Source organism: Paenisporosarcina cavernae (assembly GCF_003595195.1).
In the GTDB taxonomy this organism is placed as follows: domain Bacteria; phylum Bacillota; class Bacilli; order Bacillales_A; family Planococcaceae; genus Paenisporosarcina; species Paenisporosarcina cavernae.
The window spans coordinates 47,012-69,965 of sequence record NZ_CP032418.1; the positions used below are offsets into that span (position 1 = coordinate 47,012).

Sequence of the window (22,954 nt, forward strand, 5' to 3'; positions counted from 1 at the left end):
ACATTTCACACAACTCAAATTGAATCATTCGAAAATGAAAGAAAGGAATCTTTTTTGACCGATGGATTTCTCTTTAAGGTTGCAGTGCTTTCCTTGCATATTTTCGGTATTGGCTAAGCCATACCTGTGGATAAGAGAGTCTTTTCATTGCCCAAATCTAGGGGTCAAGTACTTTCGAAAATTGTGGATATGTGGTATTGTTAGATGTTAGTGATTTTAGATGAGTTATCCACATGTGGATAGTATAGATGGAGGGATGGAACGATGGAATTTGATACAATCGCTGCGATATCGACGCCACCAGGTGAGGGTGCAATTGCCATTGTTCGTTTGAGTGGTCCTGAGGCGGTAGCAATTGCGGATAAGGTGTTCCAGTCTCCGAGCACGAAATTGTTAGGTGAACAAAAGTCGCATACGATCCATTATGGCCATTTGGTGGAGAGTGATTCCAAAGAGGTTGTAGAGGAAGTTATGTTGTCGTTAATGAGGGGGCCAAAGACGTTTACGCGGGAAGATGTGGTGGAGATAAATTGCCACGGAGGCGTGGTGTCGGTGAATCGTGTGCTGCAGTTGGTGCTGCGAAATGGGGCACGATTAGCGGAGCCTGGTGAATTTACGAAGCGCGCGTTTTTGAATGGTCGGATCGATTTGTCTCAGGCAGAAGCGGTGATGGATTTAATCCGTGCGAAGACGGATAAGGCGATGAATGTGGCGCTGAACCAGATGGATGGGAAGTTGTCGCGTTTAATCGGGAAGTTACGTCAAACGCTGTTAGAGACTCTTGCTCAAGTAGAAGTAAATATCGATTATCCCGAGTATGATGATGTAGAAGAGATGACGCGTCCGATGATTATTCAAAAAGGGGAAGAAGTACGTTCCGCGATTGAGCAGTTAATTCAGACGTCATTACAAGGAAAGATTTTGCGTGACGGTTTGTCTACGGTTATTATAGGACGTCCGAACGTGGGAAAATCGTCTTTATTGAATAGTTTAATCCAAGAAAATAAGGCGATTGTGACGGATATTGCGGGGACTACTCGCGATATTATTGAAGAGTATGTGAATGTACGCGGAGTTCCGCTTAAATTAGTCGATACAGCCGGTATTCGCGAGACTGAGGACTTAGTGGAACGAATTGGCGTAGAACGCTCTAGACAGGTGCTACAGCAGGCTGATTTGATCTTGCTAGTGCTGAACCACTCGGAAGCGTTAAGTGAAGAGGATGCCCGTTTATTTGAGACGGTGAAGCATATGAATTACCTCGTCGTGGTGAATAAAACGGACTTACCAGGGAAACTGTCCATGGAGGACGTTCAAAAACACGCGGAAGGTAAATCGGTGATTACGACTTCGTTGTTATTAGAAGAAGGGATCGATCAGTTAGAAGAAGCCATTGCAGGAATGTTTTTCGGAGGCGAAATTGAGTCTACCGATATGTCGTATGTATCAAATGCCCGACATATTGCGTTGTTACATCAGGCAAAAGCGACGATTGAGGATGCGATAGAGGCGGCAGGACACGATATTCCAATTGATATGATTCAAATTGATGTAACGCGAACTTGGGAAATTTTAGGTGAAATTATTGGAGATACAGTGGAAGAGAGTTTGATTGATCAACTCTTTTCCCAGTTCTGTTTAGGAAAATAAAGAAAGGATGTCGCATATGAATTATTTTGAAGCAGGTTCCTACGACGTTATTGTCATTGGTGCAGGTCATGCGGGCGCAGAAGCGGCTTTGGCTTCCGCTGGTATGGGCGCGAAAACGCTTGTTTTGACGATAAATTTAGATATGATTGCTTTCATGCCGTGTAATCCGTCAATTGGTGGACCGGCAAAAGGAATCGTGGTTCGGGAAATTGATGCACTTGGCGGTGCAATGGGGAAAGTAATCGATCGTACGCACATTCAAATGCGTATGTTGAATACGGGAAAAGGTCCCGCTGTACGAGCGCTTCGTGCGCAGGCAGATAAAGTACTATATCAAGCGGAAATGAAGCGTTTGATGGAGGATCAGGACAATTTGACGATTCACCAGGCGATGGTGGAAGAACTAATTGTAGAAAACGGTGAAGTAGTAGGGGTTAAAACACAAGTAGGTGCCATTTATCGCAGCTCTACGGTGATTGTCACAACGGGTACATTCTTACGCGGTGAAATTATTTTAGGCGAACTAAAATACTCAAGTGGACCGAATAATCAACAACCATCTCTTAAACTGGCGGATAATTTAAAAGAATTAGGGTTTGATCTAGTTCGATTTAAAACGGGTACTCCACCGCGAGTTAATAGTAAAACGATTGATTATTCGAAAACGGAAATTCAACCGGGGGACGATGAACCGCGTGCATTTAGTTTCGAAACGACAGAATTTATTGTCGATCAGCTACCATGTTGGTTAACGTATACGAATGAAAAAACACATCAAGTCATTGATGATAATCTTCATTTGTCTCCGATGTATTCTGGGATGATTAAAGGTACGGGTCCACGTTATTGTCCTTCGATTGAAGACAAAGTCGTGCGATTTAATGATAAACCACGTCATCAAATTTTCTTAGAGCCAGAAGGAAGAAATACGCGAGAAGTATACGTGCAAGGATTGTCTACAAGCTTGCCAGAGCATGTTCAACGCAAAATGTTGGAAAGCATTCCTGGGCTGGAGAAAGCGGAAATGATGCGTGCAGGGTATGCGATTGAGTATGATGCGATGGTGCCGACACAACTTTGGCCTACGCTTGAAACGAAGAAAATCCGTCATTTATATACAGCTGGTCAGATTAATGGTACATCAGGATATGAAGAAGCGGCGGGGCAAGGGCTGATGGCAGGAATGAATGCTGCAGCTCGTGCGTTGAATAAAGAAGAGATCATTTTAAGTAGATCAGAGGCGTATATTGGAGTATTAATCGATGATTTAGTGACGAAAGGTACGAATGAACCGTATCGATTACTCACGTCTCGAGCAGAATACCGTTTGTTATTGCGTCATGACAATGCTGATTTACGTTTAACGGAAATTGGCTATAAAGCTGGGTTAATTTCAGAAGAACGGTTCCAACGCTTTATGGAGAAAAAAGAAACGATTACAAAAGAAATTGACCGATTAAAAACGACCATTTTAAAACCGAATGAATTAACGCAATCCGTGATACAAGAAAAAGGTGGAACGGCATTAAAAGATGGTATTCGTGGGCATGAGTTATTAAAACGTCCAGAAATGAATTACACGGACATCGTAAAGCTCTCTCCTTCTCCATTTGACTTAACAGAAGAGATGCAAGAACAAGTAGAAATTCAAATGAAGTACGAAGGCTACATCGAAAAATCATTACAACAAGTCGATAAACTGAAGAAAATGGAAACGAAAAAAATTCCGGATCGAATCGATTATGATGCGATTTCAGGTCTAGCAACAGAAGCGAGACAGAAGCTAAAAGAAGTTCGTCCGTTATCGATTGCACAAGCGTCTCGAATTTCAGGAGTGAATCCGGCAGATATTTCGATTTTGTTGATTTACATTGAGCAAGGAAAAATTTCGAAAATATCAAGTTAATAGAAGTGGCTATATGCTATCATGAAGTAATGTGCATGTTGGACATGCATGATATTCTAATGAGATGAAAGGCTTTGAAACGAAAGAAAAGGGTGACGTTTTCTTTTACTCTTTCGAGTGAGTTTCAAGTTTCTTTCAAAAAAGCATGTAGCCATTTTTCTTTTCATATATAATAGAAGATAACAGGATGATTTTTCCTTGGAAAGGGGAAAAGTATGAACGAGGATTTATTTGTACAAACACTTGCTGAAAAAGGCATCATTTTGTCCGATACACAAATTGGGCAGTTTAAGCGCTATTATGAATTGCTAGTTGAGTGGAACGAAAAAATGAATTTAACGGCTATAACAGAGTTAAAAGAAGTATATTTAAAACACTTCTACGATTCGATCAGTCTAGCCTTTTACAGCAATTTAAGTGATGTGAAAACGGTTTGTGATGTTGGAGCGGGTGCCGGTTTTCCTAGTATTCCATTGAAGATTTGTTTCCCTCATTTACATATCACGATCGTTGATTCATTGAATAAACGAATTACGTTTTTAGAAAATTTAAGTAAGGAACTTCAGCTTTCCGATACACATTTTGTGCATTCACGTGCGGAAGATTTCGGTCAAGAGGGTACCTATCGTGAAATGTTTGATTTGGTAACAGCTAGAGCAGTCGCTCGTCTCTCCGTTTTAGCAGAGCTATGTGTACCACTAGTGAAAAAGGGTGGACAATTTATCGCGTTAAAAGCAGCAAATGCAAAAGACGAATTCGAACAAGCGGAAAAAGCTTTAACGACATTAGGGGTCGAACTTGATACTGTCCATCATTTCCAACTACCGATTGAAGAAAGTGACCGAACGATTTTCCTTCTTAACAAGGTAAAAGCAACTCCAAAGAAATATCCTCGTAAAGCGGGGGTTCCGAATAAGTCTCCCATTCAATAATGTTCCACGTGGAACAAAGACAGATAGAGAAACATATTAAAAAGGTGGTGTTGGTGGGATGAAATCCCCGTTTTCACGATTTTTTGGAGGAAATGAAAAAGAAGAAGTGGATGAAACGATTGAAAGTGAACATACAATGGAGGAAGTGGTAAAACTACCACTAAAATCGATTATTCCAAACCGATTTCAACCACGAACCATATTTGATGAAGAAAAAATAGAAGAATTAGCGAGAACGATTCATACCCACGGAATTATCCAACCAATTGTCGTTCGTAAAATGGATGACGAAAGTTATGAGATTGTTGCTGGGGAACGTCGTTATCGAGCGATGACGTTATTGAAGTGGGAAGAAGTTCCGGCAATTGTTCGTGAAATGTCGGACAAAGAAACGGCTTCTGTAGCGTTAATAGAAAACTTGCAACGAGAAGAGCTGACAGCAATTGAAGAAGCACATGCATATCAAAAGTTGTTGGAAATTCATGAGTTAACCCAAGAAGCATTAGCGCAGCGTTTAGGAAAAGGCCAATCGACAGTAGCAAATAAAATCCGTCTATTAAAACTTCCGATTGAAATTCAAGATGCCATTATGCGAAAAGACATCACGGAAAGGCATGCACGTTCGCTGATGGGAATAAAAGAAGAAGAGTTACAATTAGTTATCTTTAAAGAAACAATGGATCAAGGATATAACGTAAAGCAGCTCGAAAAACGAATAGATGAACTTGCGCAACAAGAAACAGAGCAAGAAGTAAAAAAAGTAAAACCACAGCGTAAAGCGGTGAGTAGAGATGTTCGAATTGCGTTAAATACGCTTCGCCAATCATTTGCAATGGTCGTGAAGAGCGGGATTAATATGCAAACGGAAGAAGAAGATTTGGAAGATTTCTATCAAATAACAGTGAAAATACCGAAAAAGAAGAGCTAAATGCGAATCCTCCTTGCGCCATAAGGAGGATTTTTTATTTTGTCATGATAATAACATCCATTTTTCATATAAAATTTGATAGAATGATTAGTGTGAGTAGAATTTAGAAAGCAGGTGCAAGCGTGGGAAGAATTATCGCAGTCGCTAACCAAAAAGGTGGCGTCGGTAAAACGACTACATCGGTTAACCTTAGCGCATGCCTTGCGTATCTAGGGAAAAAAGTATTGTTAATGGATACAGATCCTCAAGGAAACGCAACAAGTGGTGTTGGAATTAACAAAGGTGATGTCAATAACTGCATTTACGATATTTTAATAGATGATGTAGAAGCTAAAAAAGTCATTTTAGAAACAAAAGTGGAAAATCTACATATTATTCCAGCAACTATATCGTTAGCTGGTGCCGAAATCGAGTTAGTTTCCACCATATCGCGGGAAGTACGGCTAAAACGAGCACTGGAAGAAGTGCGAGATCAATACGATTTCATTATCATCGATTGTCCGCCTTCTTTAGGGCTATTAACCATTAATGCATTAACAGCTTCTGATGCGATCCTTATCCCCGTACAATGTGAGTATTATGCGTTAGAAGGACTTAGCCAACTTTTAAGTACAATTCGTCTTGTACAAAAACATCTAAATCATGATTTGGAAATTGATGGGGTTCTACTTACCATGTTTGATGCTCGTACAAATTTGGGCATTCAAGTAATTGAAGAAGTGAAGAAATACTTCCAAGATAAAGTGTATCGAACCATCATTCCAAGAAATGTTCGCCTTAGTGAAGCTCCAAGTCATGGTGAACCAATCATTATATACGATCCAAAATCACGTGGAGCAGAAGTCTACTTAGATTTGGCGAAGGAAGTGATTAAGAATGTCTAAAGGTTTAGGAAAAGGCATTAACGCATTATTCCCTGGGGAATCCATTAATAATATGGAAACGGTGGAAAAAATCGCGATAACATCGATTAAAGTGAACCCGTATCAGCCACGTAAAATGTTTGACCAAGAAGCACTACAAGAGTTATCGGAATCCATTAAAGAGCATGGTATTTTACAGCCGATCATCGTTCGCAAAAAAGGGAAATCGTTTGAAATTGTCGTAGGAGAAAGACGTTTTCGAGCTTCTCAACTTGCTGGATTAGAGGAAATTCCGGCTGTTGTTCGAGAGTTAAATGATCAACAAATGATGGAAATTGCTATTTTAGAAAATTTACAACGGGAAGATTTAACACCAATTGAAGAAGCAGAAGCTTATCAGAATTTAATGGAAAACCTTTCCTTAACTCAAGAGCAGTTAGCGTTTCGTTTAGGAAAGAGCCGTCCTCATATTGCCAATCACATTCGCTTACTGGCACTACCAGAGAAGATCCGCGAATCGATTAATCAAGGAAAATTATCGATGGGACACGGTCGATCGTTATTAGGAATCAAGAAAAAAAAACTCATTCCGTCAATTGCGGAAAAAGTAATTACAGAAGAATTAAGCGTCCGTCAGCTCGAAGCATTGGTGCAAAAGTTGAATGAAGATGTTCCACGTGAAACAATTGATACGAAAAAGAAAGATATCTTCCTAGAAGAAAAGGAAGCAGAATTGCGAGAGCGTTTCGGAACAACGGTTGTGATAAAGAAGAAAAAGGATAAAGGGAAAATAGAAATTGAGTTCTTTTCAGCAGACGATTTAGAACGAATTTTAGAACTCCTAGAAAAATAACAGTATGTCTTCCATCTTATGAAGATGAAAAGACTAGTAGAAGTTTAAGGAATCACTTGGAGAGCGTAAAAACGTTCCCAGTGATAAACTCTACTAGTTTTTTTCTATAATAACAGGATAGAAAGAGGGAAGAAGATGGTTCTTTTTGGAACAATCGTCAATGCGATTTTAATAATTGTAGGCACCATTATAGGGAGATTGCTGCAAAACATCCCGGAAAAAATGAAAGAAACCATCATGTATGCAATCGGACTAGCTGTAACTGTAATTGGTCTGCAAATGGGCTTCCAAAGTGGACAGTTTTTAATAGTCATTATTAGTTTAGTAGTTGGAGCTGTAATAGGGGAATGGATCGATTTAGACCATCAACTAAATCGCCTTGGACATAAATTAGAAACGCTTGTGAATCCAACCAATAAAGAAGGTTCACTCTCCATAGCACAAGGTTTTGTATCCGCAACGTTAATTTTCGTGATAGGGTCGATGGCTGTAATAGGGTCACTGGATAGCGGGCTACGAAACGACCACAATATTTTGATAGTAAAAGGGTTAATTGATGGTTTTACTTCGATTATTCTTGCAACTACGTTAGGTATTGGTGTCATGTTTTCTGCAATACCAGTTTTCCTGTATCAAGGCGCGATTACATTGTTTGCTACGCAAATTAGCAAAGTGATCCCTGATGATGCACTTGCATTATTCATTCAAGAAATGACTGCTACAGGCGGTATTATGATCGTGGCGATTGGACTCAATATGATTGGGTTGACGAAAATCCGTGTAGCGAATTTGTTGCCAGGTGTCCTCGTGGTGATGCTCGTTGTTGCGATTGCTTATCACTTTCAGCTGGTAGCGGTGCCAAGTTAGAAGTAAGGCGCGTGAAATGATTTTCGATAATTGAAAAGGTGTGTGAAGACGAGTGCTTTGGAGCACGGCATACTCCATGTATCCACTCACATTGACGATACCTTTAATCGATAAATCGCCAATTGGTGGAAGTTCTTTTTGGACAGCTCTCCCTGGAAGAAGAGGACCATTTTCGATTATGATAGTACCGATATCATGTGTTCGACCGAGACATGCATCAATAGCAATTATAAATGGAGGTATTGGTCGAGACTGAAGCTCAAGAAGCGTACTTTCTAAATTTAATGCATGCAGCGGCTGGTCTAATGAACCAATTACTTCAAGTGGAAAAGAATGCATTTCTTTTAACCATGTACCTACAAGTGGTCCGAGAGTATCACCGGTGGAACGATCAGAACCAATACAACAAATGACCAACTGATGAAGATCTGCTGGTAATTGAGAGATTAAATGTGTACTTAGTTTCCAGCTAACACATAATTCATTCATGGAAAAAGAGGTAGAAGAAGCAACAGTCATGAAATAACTCACTTTCTTTTTCCAACAGTATACGTAAAGCGATTTTGAAATATTCAAACGGGAGTGATGAAATGGCTAAAACAACAAAAAGCTTTCCTGAAATGATTGATTCATTAAAAGAAAAGTTCTGGAGTGAAGAACTCTGGATGGATGTCGGTGTAGTGGCTTTAAAAGTTCTTGCCATCATTATCTTGGCTGCTATCGTTGTTAAAATCGGTAAAATTGTGATTCGAAAAGTCTTTACATTGCGAATGAAAACACCGATTCGTTATACCGAAAGACGTCAAAACACCTTACTCAAACTACTCGAGAATGTCATTGCGTATGTCGTCTATTTTGCAGCAATATTAGCTATTTTATCTGCCTTTTCCATCAACGTCGCAGGATTAATCGCTGGTGCTGGTGTGCTCGGGTTAGCGATTGGTTTTGGTGCGCAAAACTTAGTACGAGACATTATTACGGGGTTCTTTATTATTTTTGAAGATCAATTTTCCGTAGGTGACTACGTGCGAATTGGTTCTGCTGAAGGGACTGTAGAAGAAATAGGGTTACGTACGACAAAGTTAAAGGGATTAAATGGAGAACTACATATTTTCCCGAATGGAACAATTGTAGAAGTCGTGAATTTCTCCATTAATAACTCTGTAGCAATCGTTGATGTGAGTGTTGCTTATGAAGCGGATATAATGAAGTCAGAAGCGCTTATCAATGAGTTTTTAGAAACGTTGCCTGATAAATATGATCAATTCATTAAAGTGCCACAGTTACTAGGAGTCCAAAATTTAGCGGCTTCTGAAATTATCATGCGAATCACTGCTGAAACGAAACCATCTCAGCACTGGGCTGCAGCTCGTATTATCCGTAGAGATTTAAAATTATTCATGGATGAGCATGGAATTGAAATTCCATATCCGAAAATGGTGATGTACCAAAAGAAAGAAGGAGTTTCAGTGGATGCTGGCCAAGGCGATCCAGTGAAACGACAGTCTGCAGAAGGTGTGCAAAAGGAGAAAGACAATGGACAAAAACTTTGAGCTTGGCGATATCGTGGAAATGAAGAAACAACATCCTTGTGGAACGAATGAATGGAAAGTCATTCGTAAAGGTGCTGATGTGCGTATTAAGTGCGAAGGATGCGGGCACAGTGTCATGATTCCCCGTAGAGAATTTGAAAAGAAAATGAAAAAGGTATTACACCATGCACCAACAGAAGAGCAATAGACTTTTTTTGACACACCTACTATAATAGACAAGTTGTTATATAGAAAAGAGGCGGACAAAACATGGCACTTACAGCCGGAATTGTTGGCTTGCCAAACGTTGGTAAGTCTACATTATTTAATGCAATTACAAAAGCAGGAGCAGAATCTGCAAACTATCCATTCTGTACAATTGATCCAAACGTTGGAATTGTAGAAGTTCCTGATGAGCGTTTACAAAAGTTAACCGAACTAGTAGTTCCAAAGAAAACAGTCCCCACTGCTTTCGAGTTTACCGATATCGCTGGAATTGTGAAAGGTGCTAGTAAAGGGGAAGGTCTTGGAAATAAATTCTTAGCCCATATCCGTGAAGTAGACGCAATCTGCCAAGTCGTACGTTGCTTTGCTGACGATAATATTACACACGTTTCAGGAAAAGTAGATCCGATTGATGATATAGAAGTAATTAATTTAGAATTGATTTTGGCGGACTTAGAAAGTGTAGATAAGCGCTTGCAACGAGTAGCAAAAATGGCGAAATCAAAAGATAAAGATGCGATGCAAGAAGAACCAGTGTTAACGAAACTAAAAGAAACATTAGAAAATGGGAAGCCAGCTCGTGCGGCTGATTTATCGGATGATGAAGTGAAAATTACAAAAAATTTCCATTTATTAACATCTAAACCGATGTTGTATGTAGCCAACGTGTCAGAAGATGAAATCGCAGATTATTCATCCAATGAATATGTTCAACAAGTACAAAATTTCGCGAAAGAAGACAACGCAGAAGTGATTGTTGTTTGTGCGAAAATCGAAGAGGAAATGGCCGAGCTGGATGATGAAGAAAAAGCAATGTTCTTAGACGAACTAGGGATTAAAGAGTCCGGACTTGATCAGTTGATTAAAGCGACGTATCAATTACTTGGACTTTCTACTTACTTCACAGCAGGAGTGCAAGAAGTACGTGCATGGACATTCCGTAAAGGAATGAAAGCACCACAATGCGCAGGGGTTATTCATACTGATTTTGAACGCGGATTTATCCGTGCAGAAACGGTATCCTATGAAGACTTAGTGGCAAATGGTTCCATGACTGCCGCGAAGGAAGCTGGAAAAGTTCGATTAGAAGGAAAAGAATACATCGTACAAGACGGAGATGTTATGTTATTCCGTTTCAACGTATAAAAAAAGCGGCCTCCTAGTGGGGCCGTTTTTCTAGTTGAACATACAATTTTGGTAAGTTCGGATCATCGCGCACAAGCGCATTTGCTGGATACCCTCGGAGTGCTTTTATCATCGCAACATCACCAGCAGCTCCTCCTATCAGAAAGCAACCGCTTATTAACCAAAACGGGGAAGCGAAAAATACTCCATAAACGAATGGCAACAACCCAGTCACGATGAGCGGGGCAATCAACACACCTTGTAATGGTCGATTCGCTATAGATTGTGAGGTAGTGGCATACGCAACGCCTAGTTTCCAATTGATACCGTAATCTAACGAAGACCATGGAACTTTCCCAATAAAGCGAAAAGCAACTAAGTGTACTGCTTCATGCAAAACAATAAGAAGGAAATATACCACAATAAATGTCGTGATCGACCAAAGTGAAAACGATCCCGATACCCCCGATTCGGTAAGTCCTAAGAAAAGGAAACCAAGCAAAAGAGGGACGATTGTCATCAAAAGACTCAACCAACCGATTTTCTTCAAATCTAGTTGAATTACTTTTTCTTCCATACTAATCCTCCGAGATGCTGTCGTACTTGTATTGTAGTTGTTGTAGATTGTGTATTGCAACTTCCTGCTTATCATGGTACAATCGATTGATGTGAGTAATAGTATTACTTGCTCCTTGCCAGCTGCAAACAGCTTGGCCTAAGTCCATAAGGAGGTGCACGTAGATGAAAAAGTACGAATTAATGTACATCATTCGCCCAACAATTGAAGAAGATGCGAAAAAAGCTTTAACAGCTCGTTTCGACGAAATCTTAACTTCAAATGGCGCAGAAATCATCGAGTCAAAAGAGTGGGGCAAACGCCGCTTAGCTTATGAAATCAACGACTTCCGCGAAGGTTTTTACCAAATCGTAAAAGTTAATGCTGATTCTAAAGCGATCGATGAGTACATCCGTCTAGCTAACATCAACGAAGATATCATTCGTTTTGTAGCAGTTCGCGAAGAAGATAAATAAAGTTAACTTTAAAAGGTCTTCAAGACCTATTTGGCAGACGAGGGAGGTTGTTTTCTGATGATTAACCGAGTCGTATTAGTCGGTAGACTGACGAAAGATCCAGAACTTCGATATACACCATCTGGAGTTGCGGTAGCTCGTTTCACCCTTGCGGTGAATCGGACTTTCTCAAACCAAAATGGTGAAAAAGAAGCGGATTTCATTAATTGTACTGTTTGGAGAAAGCCAGCTGAAAACGTAGCAAATTTCCTCAAAAAAGGAAGTTTAGCGGGCGTTGAAGGTCGTATTCAAACAGGTAGCTATGAAGGTCAAGACGGGAAACGTGTTTACACGACAGAAGTTGTCGCTGACAGTGTACAATTTTTGGAGCCAAGAAATAGTGGCGGTGGAGATCGCTCCGGAGGTCAAGCTTTCGGAGGACAACAGTCTTACCAAAACAATTCTGGCCAGTCCTATCAACAGAACCAATCACCAAATCAGCAAAATTATACACGCGTAGATGACGATCCATTCGCATCTGGCAGCGGTCCGATCGAAGTATCGGAAGACGATTTACCATTCTAATATAAAGGAGGCTACACGATATGGCACCACGTCGCGGAGGCAAAAGACGCCGTAAAGTTTGTTACTTCACATCAAACAATATCACGCACATCGACTATAAAGATGTAGATTTATTGAAAAAGTTCGTATCGGAACGTGGAAAAATTCTTCCACGCCGTGTTACAGGAACTAGTGCGAAGTACCAACGTAAACTTACTGCAGCTATCAAACTTTCTCGTATTATGGCATTACTACCATTCTCTACTGAAGAAAGATAATATACCTGTATGACTCAGAACCCAATTCCGGTAATCACTGGAGTTGGGTTCTTTTAATTGGATCCGAAAACTTACGGACTAAAATCATTCGGTGAATATACCTCAATCTTATTCTTTATTGCCAAAATGATTCAATACAACGTAACAGTTTACCTTCCAGCGTGTTTCTTCCCCATTACTTCTTCTTGAAAATTTTCTTCCTATACCCACTATCTAGTACTATAAATTCAAAAAATAATGTCGAAATATATCGAAAGTGCTATTTACATAGTATAGGTACTTATTTACATATTTTAGGGGGTAATAGAGTGAAGATGTTTCAAAATATCCGCACAAAGTTAATCAGTGTGATGGTTTTAACACTTGTTCTCGCGTTTGCGGCTCTCCTTGGAATTGCATCGTATCAGTTAAAAGAGAAAAATGAACAAGATGTGATTCAACAATCGGAGGCAATCGTGTCGGAGTTATCCAATAACTCGGAACAATTTTTAAACGGGATTGCCAGCGGAATCGAGCAATTCTCGTATAACGAGGCCGTGCAAGACTTCTCACAGGCCGATTTAGCAGCGAATGGAGACGAAGCAAACCCAGAGCTACGCGCAGCCACAGCTCGTGCAAATAAGCAAATGGAAGCCTATTTATCGACGTATGAACAAGCAACCTCTGTATATGCAGCTCTTGAGAATAAAACCATTTACATCGTACCGGTTGTCGATTTACCAGCAGACTTCGATGCAACAACCCGTGAATGGTATCAAGTAGCCAAATCCGATAACTCAAAAGTACATTGGAGCGAGCCATACATTGATGTAGCGACCAATGAGTATGTTATTACAGCATCAAAAGGGTATGGAAATGGTGTTGCAGGGGTAGATGTGAAACTAGAAGATTTAACAACGCAATTAAGTGCAGTGGACTTAGGCTACAAAGGGTACCCTGTTATGCTCTCTGCAAATGGATTAGGAATCATTCACCCAGAGAAAAAAGGGGAAGATTTATCTGCTGAGCCATATGCGAAGAAAGTATTAGCTTCCGCCGATGAAAAAGGAGTTCTTCCTTTTAGTGAAGGCGGGAAAGAGTATTTATTCATTTATGACAAAGTTCCAAGTACTGGTTGGATTATCGGAGCAGTATACGAGCAATCGGTTATTGCTGCAGCGTCCAACGATATTATCTTCAGTTTACTTATTACCGGCCTTATTACGTTACTGCTAGTCATTATCGTTCTTTACGTCATTTCGACTCGATTTAGTAAGCCAATCTTACACATTCGTGATGTTGTGAGTGAAGTTGCAGCAGGACGTTTAGACATCCGTGCAAAAGTGAAATCGAAAGACGAAATTGGTGAACTTGGAACGCAATTGAACGAAATGATTACGAAACTGCATAATATTCTACAAGTTGTACAATCATCTGTGATGAATGTTCGAGAGTCCGCTGAAGGATTATCCGCAGTTGCAGAAGAAACGAATGCGTCAGGGGAGCAAGTAGCACTTGCGGCGAATGAAATCGCAGTTGGTGCAACGCGTTCTGCAGAAGAAGCAGATACGGCTAATAAACGCTCTTCTGAACTAAGCAACCAAATTAATGAAGCGGCAGAACAAACACATGAAATGTCCAAACTAGCATCACAAGCAGAAGAAGTGAACAAAAATGGGTTGAATCAAATGACAAGATTGCAAGATTTCAATTCCTCTTCTAGTGCTTCTTTCGCATCAATGCAAGAAGTGATTAATGGGTTAGGCGAAAAAGTATTAACGATTGAATCGGTAATGTCGACGATTACGGAAATTTCGAACCAAACGAATCTTCTCGCATTAAATGCTAGTATTGAAGCGGCAAGAGCAGGTGAGCATGGTCGCGGATTCGCGGTCGTAGCAGACGAGGTTCGTAAACTAGCAGAACAGTCCGTCCAAGCGACAGATGAGGTAAAGAAAACGATTCAGTTGATCCAAGAAAGCTCGCAATCTGCCATGGATGAAATGGAAAAAACGAACGAAATTATTACGCAACAATCGTCCGTGGTGAATGAAACATCCGATATTTTCGGGCAAATTTCTCACTTCGTTTCCCAAATGCAACAAGCCATTGTCTCAATAGTCGATGAAATTGAATCGGTTTCTACGAGTAAAGATGAAGTGGTGAAAGTGATTCAAGAAATGGCAGCGATGTCAGAAGAAACAGCTGCAGCAGCTGAAGAAGTTTCTGCTTCAACCGATGAACAGCTTCGTGCTGTACAAACTGTATCAGAATCTGCTGAACACTTAACTCGCTTAGGCGAGCAGCTCCAAGAAGCGGTGGATCGTTTTAAGGTGTAACAAATGATAAAGGACCAAGGAATGCAAGAAGAGATGCATTCCTTGGTCCTTTTTTTATAGTGAGAGCGAATCGTTTCAATTTAAAGGCTCAAAATTCTCGAACATGATACAATATAGAGATAGTTTGTCACAGTAAGGAAGGTTTTGCATGCCAACTAATACCACTAGAAGATTAACATACGGTGCAATTATGATTGCACTGTTTCTTGTGTTGCTAGCTGTGTCTTTTTATGTCCCAGTCATTGGGATTTTGACGACATTTCTAGTACCATTGCCACTCGTTTATTACACATCAAAATTCGATCGAACGTTTAGTATTCTTACTGCAATTGTAGCAGTCATCGTTTCCTTTTTAATGGGAGGATTTATCGTCATGGCATTTGCTTTTCCTTATGCCGCCATTGGTGTAGCAATGGGAGATGGATTACGAGAGCGCAAATCGAAGCTTTTTATCTTTTTAGCTTCAGGAATCACCTTTATGATAGCGGTTGTCATAGAATATACCATTAGTGTATTAGTACAGAATTTTAATCCTATTCAAAATATACTAGATGAGACAGAGGCATTTTACCGAACGAATGGACAGTTACTAGAAAAATATGGCGTTCGACCAGAAAATTATACTGAGTTAGTCGATCAATCGATTCAAATGATGCATGTGATTATCCCATTTGTCGTCATTCTGACGATTTTCTTAACGACGTGGATCATTATGCAGATTAATTTTTTCGGGATGCGAAAACTACGCGTGAAAACGCCGAAGTTCCCAAGGTTCTCCGAATTTCGCTTACCGAAATCGGTCGTATGGTATTATTTAATCGTACTCATTTTTACGCTGTTCGTGAAAATGGATGAAGGCACGATGCTGTTTCTCGCAATTGCAAATGCGATGGTTCTTTTACGAGGTCTACTCTTTTTACAAGGGTTATCCCTCATTTATTTCTACATTGATCGCATCAAGCAAGGTTTGTGGCTAAAAGTGATTGCCACGATTCTTGCAGTACCATTAATGCAATTTGTTACACTCATTGGGATATTCGATCTCGGTTTCAACATTCGAGCGTATATCACAAATAGCCCGAAAAAATAAGGAGACTCAAAATGAGCACATTCTTTCAAAAGCGTCCAATTGCATACTCCATATTGATCCTTGCGTCGCTCGGGATTGCTGCGTCAATTGTGTTCATGTTTTGGCATTTATGGATTGGCGTTCTGTTTTTCATTGCCATTAGCGTAGCGAGTTATTTCGCTGTCTATGCGCAAAAGAAATCAGTAGAAGAAACGGAACGACACATTGAAACACTGTCATATCGCATGAAAAAAGTAGGGGAAGAAGCTCTACTCGAAATGCCTATCGGTATCTTACTCATTAATGATCAGTACACGATTGAATGGGCAAATCCATATATGACGCGGGAATTGCAATTTGATTCATTAATAGGGGAAGATTTACTGACGCTTTCAGAAGAACTTCCTATATTACTTAAGCAAGAAGATGTCCGTGAAATGACGATTTCGCTCGCGGATAAGAAGTTTAAAGTGTTTTATAAGCAAGAAGAGAAATTGCTGTATTTCTTTGATATAACAGAACAAGTTGAAATGGAAAGTATGTACTATGCAGATCGCACGGTTATTGGAATTCTATTCATTGATAACTACGATGAGCTTGCCCAAGCAATGGATGATCAAACACGTAGTCAGACGAACAGTTTAGTGACGTCTATTGTGAATAATTGGGGTGCAGAACAAGGGATTTTCGTCAAACGAATTTCGTCCGATCGATTTATCGCCGTATTGAACGAATCGGTGTTAATGGAATTAGAGAAAACGAAATTTGCGTTGTTAGATGAAATACGCGAAACAACTGCAAAACTAAACGTCCCACTTACACTAAGTATTGGCGTTGGGGCGAGTTCCGAATCATTAGTGGAACTTGGAGAACTAGCACAATCAAGTCTTGACCTCGTATTAGGTCGCGGTGGTGACCAAGTGGCGATTAAACAACCGAATGGTAAAGTGAAATTTTACGGCGGAAAAACGAATCCAGTCGAAAAACGAACTCGAGTTCGAGCACGCGTAATTTCGCATGCATTGAGAGATTTGATTCAAGATAGTGATCAAGTCTTTGTTATGGGGCATAAATTGCCAGATATGGACGCGATTGGAGCATCTATTGGGGTGCGCAAGATGGCGGAAATGAACCAAATTAATGGTTACGTCATACTTGATTTTCAAAACTTAGATCCATCTGTCACGCGTTTAATGGATGAAGTGAAAGCGAAGCCAGAGCTATACAACCGTTTTCTTTCTCCGGATGAAGCAATTAGTCAATTAACGGACCGGACGTTGCTTGTCATTGTCGATACACATAAACCGAGTATGGTAATTGACGAGAAGCTACTTAATCGTGCCGAAAAAGTCGTCGTCCTCGATCATCACCGTCGAGGAGAAGAGTTTATTTCTAGCACAATGCTCGTATATATGGAGCCTTACGCTTCTTCTACAGCCGAGTTAGTGACGGAACTTTTAGAGTATCAACCGAAGCATACAAAGCTGACCATGTTAGAAGCAACTGCCATGTTAGCGGGAATTATTGTGGATACGAAAAGCTTTACGCTTCGAACAGGAGCTAGAACGTTTGAAGCTGCTTCCTACCTACGGACAAATGGTGCAGACACCGTTCTTGTTCAACGATTGTTGAAAGAAGATTTGGAAACGTATGTCGAACGATCGAAAATTGTGCAAACGGTCGAATTTTTCCGTGAAGGGATTGCCATCGCTCGTGGAGAAGAAGGCAAACAGTACAACCAAATTTTAATCGCTCAAACAGCGGATATTTTATTAACCATGAAAGACGTTTCTGCCTCATTTGTTGTAGCGAGACGAGAAAATGGGGAAGTGAGCATTAGTGCTCGTTCGCTTGGAGAAATTAATGTCCAAGTGATGATGGAACGACTTGGAGGAGGCGGCCATTTAACGAATGCTGCATGCCAAATTGAGAATGGTACGATCGAAGTAACGATTGAACAATTAAAACAAGTGATTCTTGATACAATAGAAGGAGGTACGTCAGAATGAAGGTAATCTTTTTAAAAGACGTAAAAGGTAAAGGGAAAAAAGGCGAAATTAAAAATGTAGCAGATGGCTATGCAAATAACTTTTTACTGAAGAACAACTTAGCAGTGGAAGCGAACCAAGCGGCCATTTCTGCATTAGATGGACAAAAGAAAAAACAAGATAAAGAAGCGGCACAAGAACTAGCAGACGCGAAAAAATTAAAAGAAGAATTAGAAAAAATCACGGTTGAATTAAAAGCGAAGTCTGGCGATGATGGTCGACTATTTGGATCGATCACGACAAAACAAATTGCGGACGAGCTTCACAAATCAACGGGTATTAAACTCGACAAACGAAAAATGCATTTAGATGATGCGATTCGTGCATTAGGCTACACAAATGTACCTGTAAAACTTCACCACGATGTCGTGGCAACATTAAAAGTACATGTAACAGAAGAAGCGTAAGGAGAGAGACTAAATGAGTGATCCAATCATGGACCGTGTACCACCTCATAACCAGGAAGCGGAGCAGTCCGTTATTGGCGCCATATTTTTAGAGCCTCAAGCATTAATCACCGCAGCAGAAATACTGCAGCCGGATGATTTTTACCGTGTTGCACATCAACGAATTTTTCAAACGTTGCTACGCTTAAGTGACCAAGGAAAAGCGATTGACGTCGTCACGGTAACGGAAGAGTTAGCGTCGAAAAAAGAGCTAGAAGATGTCGGAGGCATTTCGTACATCACAGAAATCGCGAATGCTGTTCCGACCGCAGCAAACATCGCTCACTATGCGAGAATTGTGGAAGAGAAAGCATTGCTACGTCGTTTGATTCGCGTGGCCACGACGATTGTCGAAGACGGCTTTACACGAGAAGATGAAGTGGAAGCGTTACTGTCGGAAGCAGAGAAAAAAATGATGGAAGTGGCAAACCGGAAAAACTCTGGTGACTTCCGACATATTAAAGATGTACTCGTACAAACATACGATAACATCGAACTTCTTCATGCACGTAAAGGCGATATTACAGGAGTTCCAACAGGTTTCCGGGACTTAGATCGTATTACAGCCGGATTCCAACGAAATGACTTAATCATTGTTGCTGCTCGTCCATCTGTTGGTAAAACGGCGTTTGCACTAAATGTCGCGCAAAACGTTGCGACGAAAGCGAATGAAAATGTCGCGATTTTTAGTTTAGAGATGGGTGCGGAGCAACTCGTCATGCGTATGCTATGTGCAGAAGGAAATATAGATGCCCAAGTATTACGAACAGGTGCATTAACTGCAGAAGACTGGCGTAAACTGACGATGGCAATGGGAACACTCTCTAACGCGGGAATCTTTATTGACGATACACCAGGTATTCGAATTAATGAAATACGCTCGAAATGCCGCCGGTTAAAACAAGAATACGGACTTGGGATGATCCTAATCGATTACTTGCAGCTTATTATGGGTAGCGGCAACGGTAAGGACAACCGTCAACAAGAAGTATCCGAAATTTCTCGTTCCTTAAAAGCGTTGGCACGTGAACTTCAAGTTCCCGTTATTGCGCTATCTCAGCTTTCTCGTGGAGTTGAACAACGACAAGACAAACGTCCAATGATGTCCGATTTACGGGAATCAGGAAGTATTGAGCAAGATGCCGATATCGTCTCGTTTTTATATCGTGAAGACTACTACGACAAAGAAACCGAAAATCAAAACATGATTGAAATTATTATCGCGAAGCAACGTAACGGCCCGACGGGGACAGTGACATTAGCGTTCGTAAAAGAATTTAATAAGTTCGTAAATATTGATTGGAGTCAGCATCAAGCTCCAACTGCGTAGTGAAAACATAAGGTATCGAGACGACAACGTCTTCGGTGCCTTTTTGTTTGGCTAGGAATAGCTTACTTTTGCGTGAGCTGATTTGCTCCAATAGAATGAAATTAGAGCTGATAGAATGAAGTCACGCGTTGATAGAACGATATTTTGCGCTGATAGAAGTCGCTTTTCCGCTTATAGATTATTTCTCGTATTATCCATCTGTCCATTGTGATATTTTTCTGCGAAAAACTTTCCGCAAAAATATCGAGTCATTTACCCTCTTTTAAAATCCTACAAAAATTCCAATCAACTAACTTATAACTCACCCACAATAACGAACATTATATAAATATTACATATATTTCGTTCGTGTTTTAAACTGTTTTTCATTGACGAAGTGCCTTACCCTTGCTACAATTAACGTGATTTGAATGAACGGACTGAATAGATGGAGGGTACGTATATGACATCAGTAGTAGTGGTAGGAACGCAGTGGGGAGACGAAGGAAAAGGGAAAATTACGGATTTTCTTTCGGAACACTCAGAAGTTATTGCTCGTTATCAAGGAGGAAATAACGCTGGGCATACGATTATATTCGGTGGGGAGACGTACAAACTTCACTTAATCCCTTCTGGTATTTTTTATAAAGACAAATTATCGGTGATCGGGAATGGAATGGTTGTCGATCCAAAAGCGCTTGTACAGGAGTTGGAAGGATTACACGAACGTGGCGTATCCACGGATAATCTTCGTATTTCAAACCGTGCACACGTTATTTTGCCATATCACTTAAAATTAGATGAAGCGGAAGAAACAAGACGTGGAGCTAACAAAATTGGGACGACAGGAAAAGGAATCGGACCTGCCTATATGGACAAAGCAGCGAGAATTGGAATTCGAATGGCCGATTTATTAGACAAAGAAGTGTTTGAAGAGAAGCTTCGCCACAATTTGAATGAAAAGAATCGCATGTTTGAAAAGTTCTATGAAACAGAAGGCTTCCGTGTGGAAGATATTTTAGAAGAGTACTACGGCTACGGCCAAGAAATCGCGAAGTATGTAACGGACACGTCTAAAGTATTAAACGACGCGTTAGATGAGGGCCGCCGTGTATTATTTGAAGGTGCACAAGGTGTCATGTTAGATATCGATCAAGGAACATATCCGTTTGTGACGTCCTCGAACCCAGTTGCAGGTGGAGTGACAATCGGTGCAGGAGTTGGACCGACCAAGATTGGCCATGTTGTTGGTGTGTGTAAAGCCTATACATCTCGTGTTGGAGATGGGCCATTCCCAACAGAACTGTTTGACGAGATCGGCAATCAAATTCGGGAAGTTGGAAAAGAATACGGTACTACGACTGGGCGACCACGTCGCATTGGTTGGTTCGATAGTGTCGTCGTTCGTCATGCCCGCCGTGTGAGTGGGTTAACAGATTTAACGGTTAACTCAATCGACGTGTTAACTGGATTAGACACCGTCAAAATTTGTACGGCGTATGAATACAACGGTGAACAAATTACGGAGTACCCTGCTAATCTTCGTATGTTAGCAGATTGCAAGCCGATTTACGAAGAACTACCAGGTTGGTCAGAAGATGTAACAGCGTGTAAATCATTGGACGAACTACCAGAAAACGCGCGTCATTATTTAGAGCGCATTTCGCAATTAACAGGTGTTCCAATTTCGATTTTCTCTGTTGGACCTGATCGAAACCAAACAAACATCATTTCGAGTGTTTGGAGATAAGCAACTGTTATTGCTTTATCCGCACTTGAAGCTCGGATGTCTATACTGTATGAAACATACCATCAAAAAACCGTTTAAGCCTCTCCCATTAGGAAGGACTTAAACGGTTTTGTTTTTTGAATTCGATTTACGATTAATGGATATTACGCTTTTTAAAGCGGCCACCTTTTACCTCGGCAATGTTACCGATTGCAATAAATGCGTGGTTATCAATATCTTCGACAATTGTTTTGAGTTTTGCTTCTTCTAAACGAGTGATGACACAGAAAATGACTTTTTTATCATCTCCCGTATAAGCACCTTCCCCGTGTAGGAATGTAACGCCACGTCCTAAGCGATCAATAATCGCTTGACCAATTTCATCCACATCGTCACTAATGATGTACACTGCTTTTGATTCATCAAAGCCGGTTAATACAACATCGATGGTTTTATACGCGATGTAATACACCAAAACGGAATACATGGCTTGTTCCCACGTAAAGACAAATCCAGCCACAGTGAAAATAAGCAAGTTGATGAACATAATAATTTCCCCTACGGAGAAAATCGTTCGACGGTTGAATAATATTGCGAGGATTTCCGATCCATCCAGCGATCCACCATATCGAATCACTAAACCAATTCCTGTTCCAAGAATGATTCCTCCAAATACCGTTGCAAGCAACACATCAGAAGTGAAACGCTCTACAGGGTGCAAGAAGATAGTGCAAATAGATAATACAGTAATGCCAAGAACAGTGGAAAGGGCAAATGTTTTGCCGATTTGTTTGTAACCAATAAAGAAGAAAGGAATGTTTAGAAGGAAGATATAAATTCCGAGGCCTAAACCTGTTAGATGGGATGCAATAATGGAGATACCAACAATTCCTCCATCTAGTAGCTGATTGGGAACAATGAATAATTCTAATCCGACTGCCATCATTATCGCACCGAGAATGATCATAATGATTCGCTTGGCAATCGTTTTAGGTGGTGTTTTTTTATGTGAAACCTTTAGTTTCTCAGGAAGAATTTCTTCTGAGACAGTTGATGAAAACGACAATATGTACTCCCCCTTGTGGCTCTATATGTATATTTTACGTGAAATTGTGAAAAAATGCAGATATCAAAGACTCGAATATTACAATAATGACAAAATATTTGTCGTATTTTCCGAAATAAGGAGGAATGAAATGGGTAATTGAGTGAAATATCGAAAAATTTAGGCAAAAAAACATGATTCTATTCCTTATTTTACCAATAACTAACAATTCATGGAATGAATGAGTCATTTTGTT

21 protein-coding genes and 1 pseudogene are annotated in these 22,954 nt (G+C 40.4%); 19 read left to right on the forward strand and 3 right to left on the reverse strand.

The window, feature by feature from the left end; genetic code table 11:
* Positions 1-264 precede the first annotated feature (264 nt).
* From mnmE to D3873_RS13520, 7 genes are all read left to right on the forward strand, one after another.
* On the forward strand, positions 265-1,650 hold the full coding sequence (gene mnmE / locus D3873_RS00280; RefSeq protein WP_119882125.1) for a tRNA uridine-5-carboxymethylaminomethyl(34) synthesis GTPase MnmE: 1,386 nt from the start codon (positions 265-267) through the stop codon (positions 1,648-1,650).
* A gap of 16 nt (positions 1,651-1,666) precedes the next feature.
* Entirely contained in the window at positions 1,667-3,556 is a 1,890-nt protein-coding gene (gene mnmG / locus D3873_RS00285; protein ID WP_119882126.1) for a tRNA uridine-5-carboxymethylaminomethyl(34) synthesis enzyme MnmG, read from the forward strand.
* A gap of 215 nt (positions 3,557-3,771) precedes the next feature.
* On the forward strand, positions 3,772-4,488 hold the full coding sequence (gene rsmG / locus D3873_RS00290; protein ID WP_119882127.1) for a 16S rRNA (guanine(527)-N(7))-methyltransferase RsmG: 717 nt from the start codon (positions 3,772-3,774) through the stop codon (positions 4,486-4,488).
* Between the two features lie 58 nt (positions 4,489-4,546).
* Complete coding sequence (gene noc / locus D3873_RS00295) at positions 4,547-5,416, forward strand: nucleoid occlusion protein (RefSeq protein WP_119882128.1); 870 nt, start codon at positions 4,547-4,549, stop codon at positions 5,414-5,416.
* A gap of 122 nt (positions 5,417-5,538) precedes the next feature.
* A complete protein-coding gene (locus D3873_RS00300) occupies positions 5,539-6,300 on the forward strand; it encodes a ParA family protein (RefSeq protein WP_119882129.1) in 762 nt (253 codons plus the stop codon).
* Positions 6,293-7,132, forward strand: a complete 840-nt coding sequence (locus D3873_RS00305; protein ID WP_119882130.1) for a ParB/RepB/Spo0J family partition protein — start codon at positions 6,293-6,295, stop codon at positions 7,130-7,132. The genes D3873_RS00300 and D3873_RS00305 overlap by 8 nt, the downstream gene beginning before the upstream one ends.
* Positions 7,133-7,267: 135 nt before the next feature.
* Positions 7,268-7,999: a DUF554 domain-containing protein gene (locus D3873_RS13520; protein WP_119882131.1), complete on the forward strand. Its 732-nt coding sequence runs from the start codon at positions 7,268-7,270 to the stop codon at positions 7,997-7,999.
* A 63-nt stretch (positions 8,000-8,062) separates the two neighbouring features.
* Here the strand turns inward: D3873_RS13520 and yyaC are convergent.
* Positions 8,063-8,518, reverse strand: a pseudogene (gene yyaC, locus D3873_RS13525) (spore protease YyaC); the annotation flags it as partial.
* 71 nt (positions 8,519-8,589) lie between these two features.
* On the opposite strand from yyaC, the gene D3873_RS00320 reads away from it, so the two are divergent.
* The 3 genes from D3873_RS00320 (at position 8,590) to ychF (ending at position 10,902) form a co-directional block, all read left to right on the forward strand.
* Positions 8,590-9,552 carry a mechanosensitive ion channel family protein gene (locus tag D3873_RS00320; protein WP_119882133.1) on the forward strand — a complete coding sequence of 321 codons (963 nt, stop codon included), beginning with the start codon at positions 8,590-8,592 and terminating at the stop codon, positions 9,550-9,552.
* Positions 9,536-9,739, forward strand: coding sequence for a DUF951 domain-containing protein (locus D3873_RS00325; RefSeq protein ID WP_119882134.1), 204 nt, complete (start codon positions 9,536-9,538; stop codon positions 9,737-9,739). Before D3873_RS00320 ends, D3873_RS00325 begins: the two co-directional genes overlap by 17 nt.
* A 62-nt stretch (positions 9,740-9,801) precedes the next feature.
* Positions 9,802-10,902, forward strand: coding sequence for a redox-regulated ATPase YchF (gene ychF, locus D3873_RS00330; protein WP_119882135.1), 1,101 nt, complete (start codon positions 9,802-9,804; stop codon positions 10,900-10,902).
* Between the two features lie 13 nt (positions 10,903-10,915).
* On the opposite strand, the gene D3873_RS00335 is transcribed toward ychF, so the two are convergent.
* On the reverse strand, positions 10,916-11,458 hold the full coding sequence (locus D3873_RS00335; RefSeq protein WP_162920091.1) for a DUF3267 domain-containing protein: 543 nt from the start codon (positions 11,456-11,458) through the stop codon (positions 10,916-10,918).
* A gap of 164 nt (positions 11,459-11,622) precedes the next feature.
* On the opposite strand from D3873_RS00335, the gene rpsF reads away from it, so the two are divergent.
* From rpsF to D3873_RS00380, 9 genes are all read left to right on the forward strand, one after another.
* A complete protein-coding gene (gene rpsF, locus D3873_RS00340) occupies positions 11,623-11,913 on the forward strand; it encodes a 30S ribosomal protein S6 (RefSeq protein WP_119882137.1) in 291 nt (96 codons plus the stop codon).
* A gap of 57 nt (positions 11,914-11,970) precedes the next feature.
* Positions 11,971-12,477 carry a single-stranded DNA-binding protein gene (gene ssb / locus D3873_RS00345; protein WP_119882138.1) on the forward strand — a complete coding sequence of 169 codons (507 nt, stop codon included), beginning with the start codon at positions 11,971-11,973 and terminating at the stop codon, positions 12,475-12,477.
* A gap of 20 nt (positions 12,478-12,497) precedes the next feature.
* Positions 12,498-12,734: a 30S ribosomal protein S18 gene (gene rpsR, locus D3873_RS00350; RefSeq protein WP_119882139.1), complete on the forward strand. Its 237-nt coding sequence runs from the start codon at positions 12,498-12,500 to the stop codon at positions 12,732-12,734.
* A gap of 314 nt (positions 12,735-13,048) precedes the next feature.
* A complete protein-coding gene (locus D3873_RS00355; RefSeq protein ID WP_238473834.1) occupies positions 13,049-15,052 on the forward strand; it encodes a methyl-accepting chemotaxis protein in 2,004 nt (667 codons plus the stop codon).
* A 148-nt stretch (positions 15,053-15,200) separates the two neighbouring features.
* Positions 15,201-16,142, forward strand: a complete 942-nt coding sequence (locus D3873_RS00360) for a YybS family protein (RefSeq protein WP_119882141.1) — start codon at positions 15,201-15,203, stop codon at positions 16,140-16,142.
* Between the two features lie 11 nt (positions 16,143-16,153).
* Positions 16,154-18,130, forward strand: coding sequence for a DHH family phosphoesterase (locus tag D3873_RS00365; RefSeq protein WP_119882142.1), 1,977 nt, complete (start codon positions 16,154-16,156; stop codon positions 18,128-18,130).
* On the forward strand, positions 18,127-18,576 hold the full coding sequence (gene rplI / locus D3873_RS00370) for a 50S ribosomal protein L9 (protein ID WP_119882143.1): 450 nt from the start codon (positions 18,127-18,129) through the stop codon (positions 18,574-18,576). Before D3873_RS00365 ends, rplI begins: the two co-directional genes overlap by 4 nt.
* Positions 18,577-18,589: 13 nt before the next feature.
* Positions 18,590-19,945 carry a replicative DNA helicase gene (gene dnaB, locus D3873_RS00375; protein WP_119882144.1) on the forward strand — a complete coding sequence of 452 codons (1,356 nt, stop codon included), beginning with the start codon at positions 18,590-18,592 and terminating at the stop codon, positions 19,943-19,945.
* A 442-nt stretch (positions 19,946-20,387) separates the two neighbouring features.
* Positions 20,388-21,674: an adenylosuccinate synthase gene (locus D3873_RS00380; RefSeq protein ID WP_119882145.1), complete on the forward strand. Its 1,287-nt coding sequence runs from the start codon at positions 20,388-20,390 to the stop codon at positions 21,672-21,674.
* 133 nt (positions 21,675-21,807) lie between these two features.
* Here the strand turns inward: D3873_RS00380 and D3873_RS00385 are convergent, their stop codons facing one another.
* The gene (locus D3873_RS00385; RefSeq protein WP_119884434.1) at positions 21,808-22,620 is read right to left on the reverse strand and encodes a YitT family protein; all 813 of its coding nucleotides are present in this window, start codon (positions 22,618-22,620) and stop codon (positions 21,808-21,810) included.
* Positions 22,621-22,954: the final 334 nt, after the last annotated feature.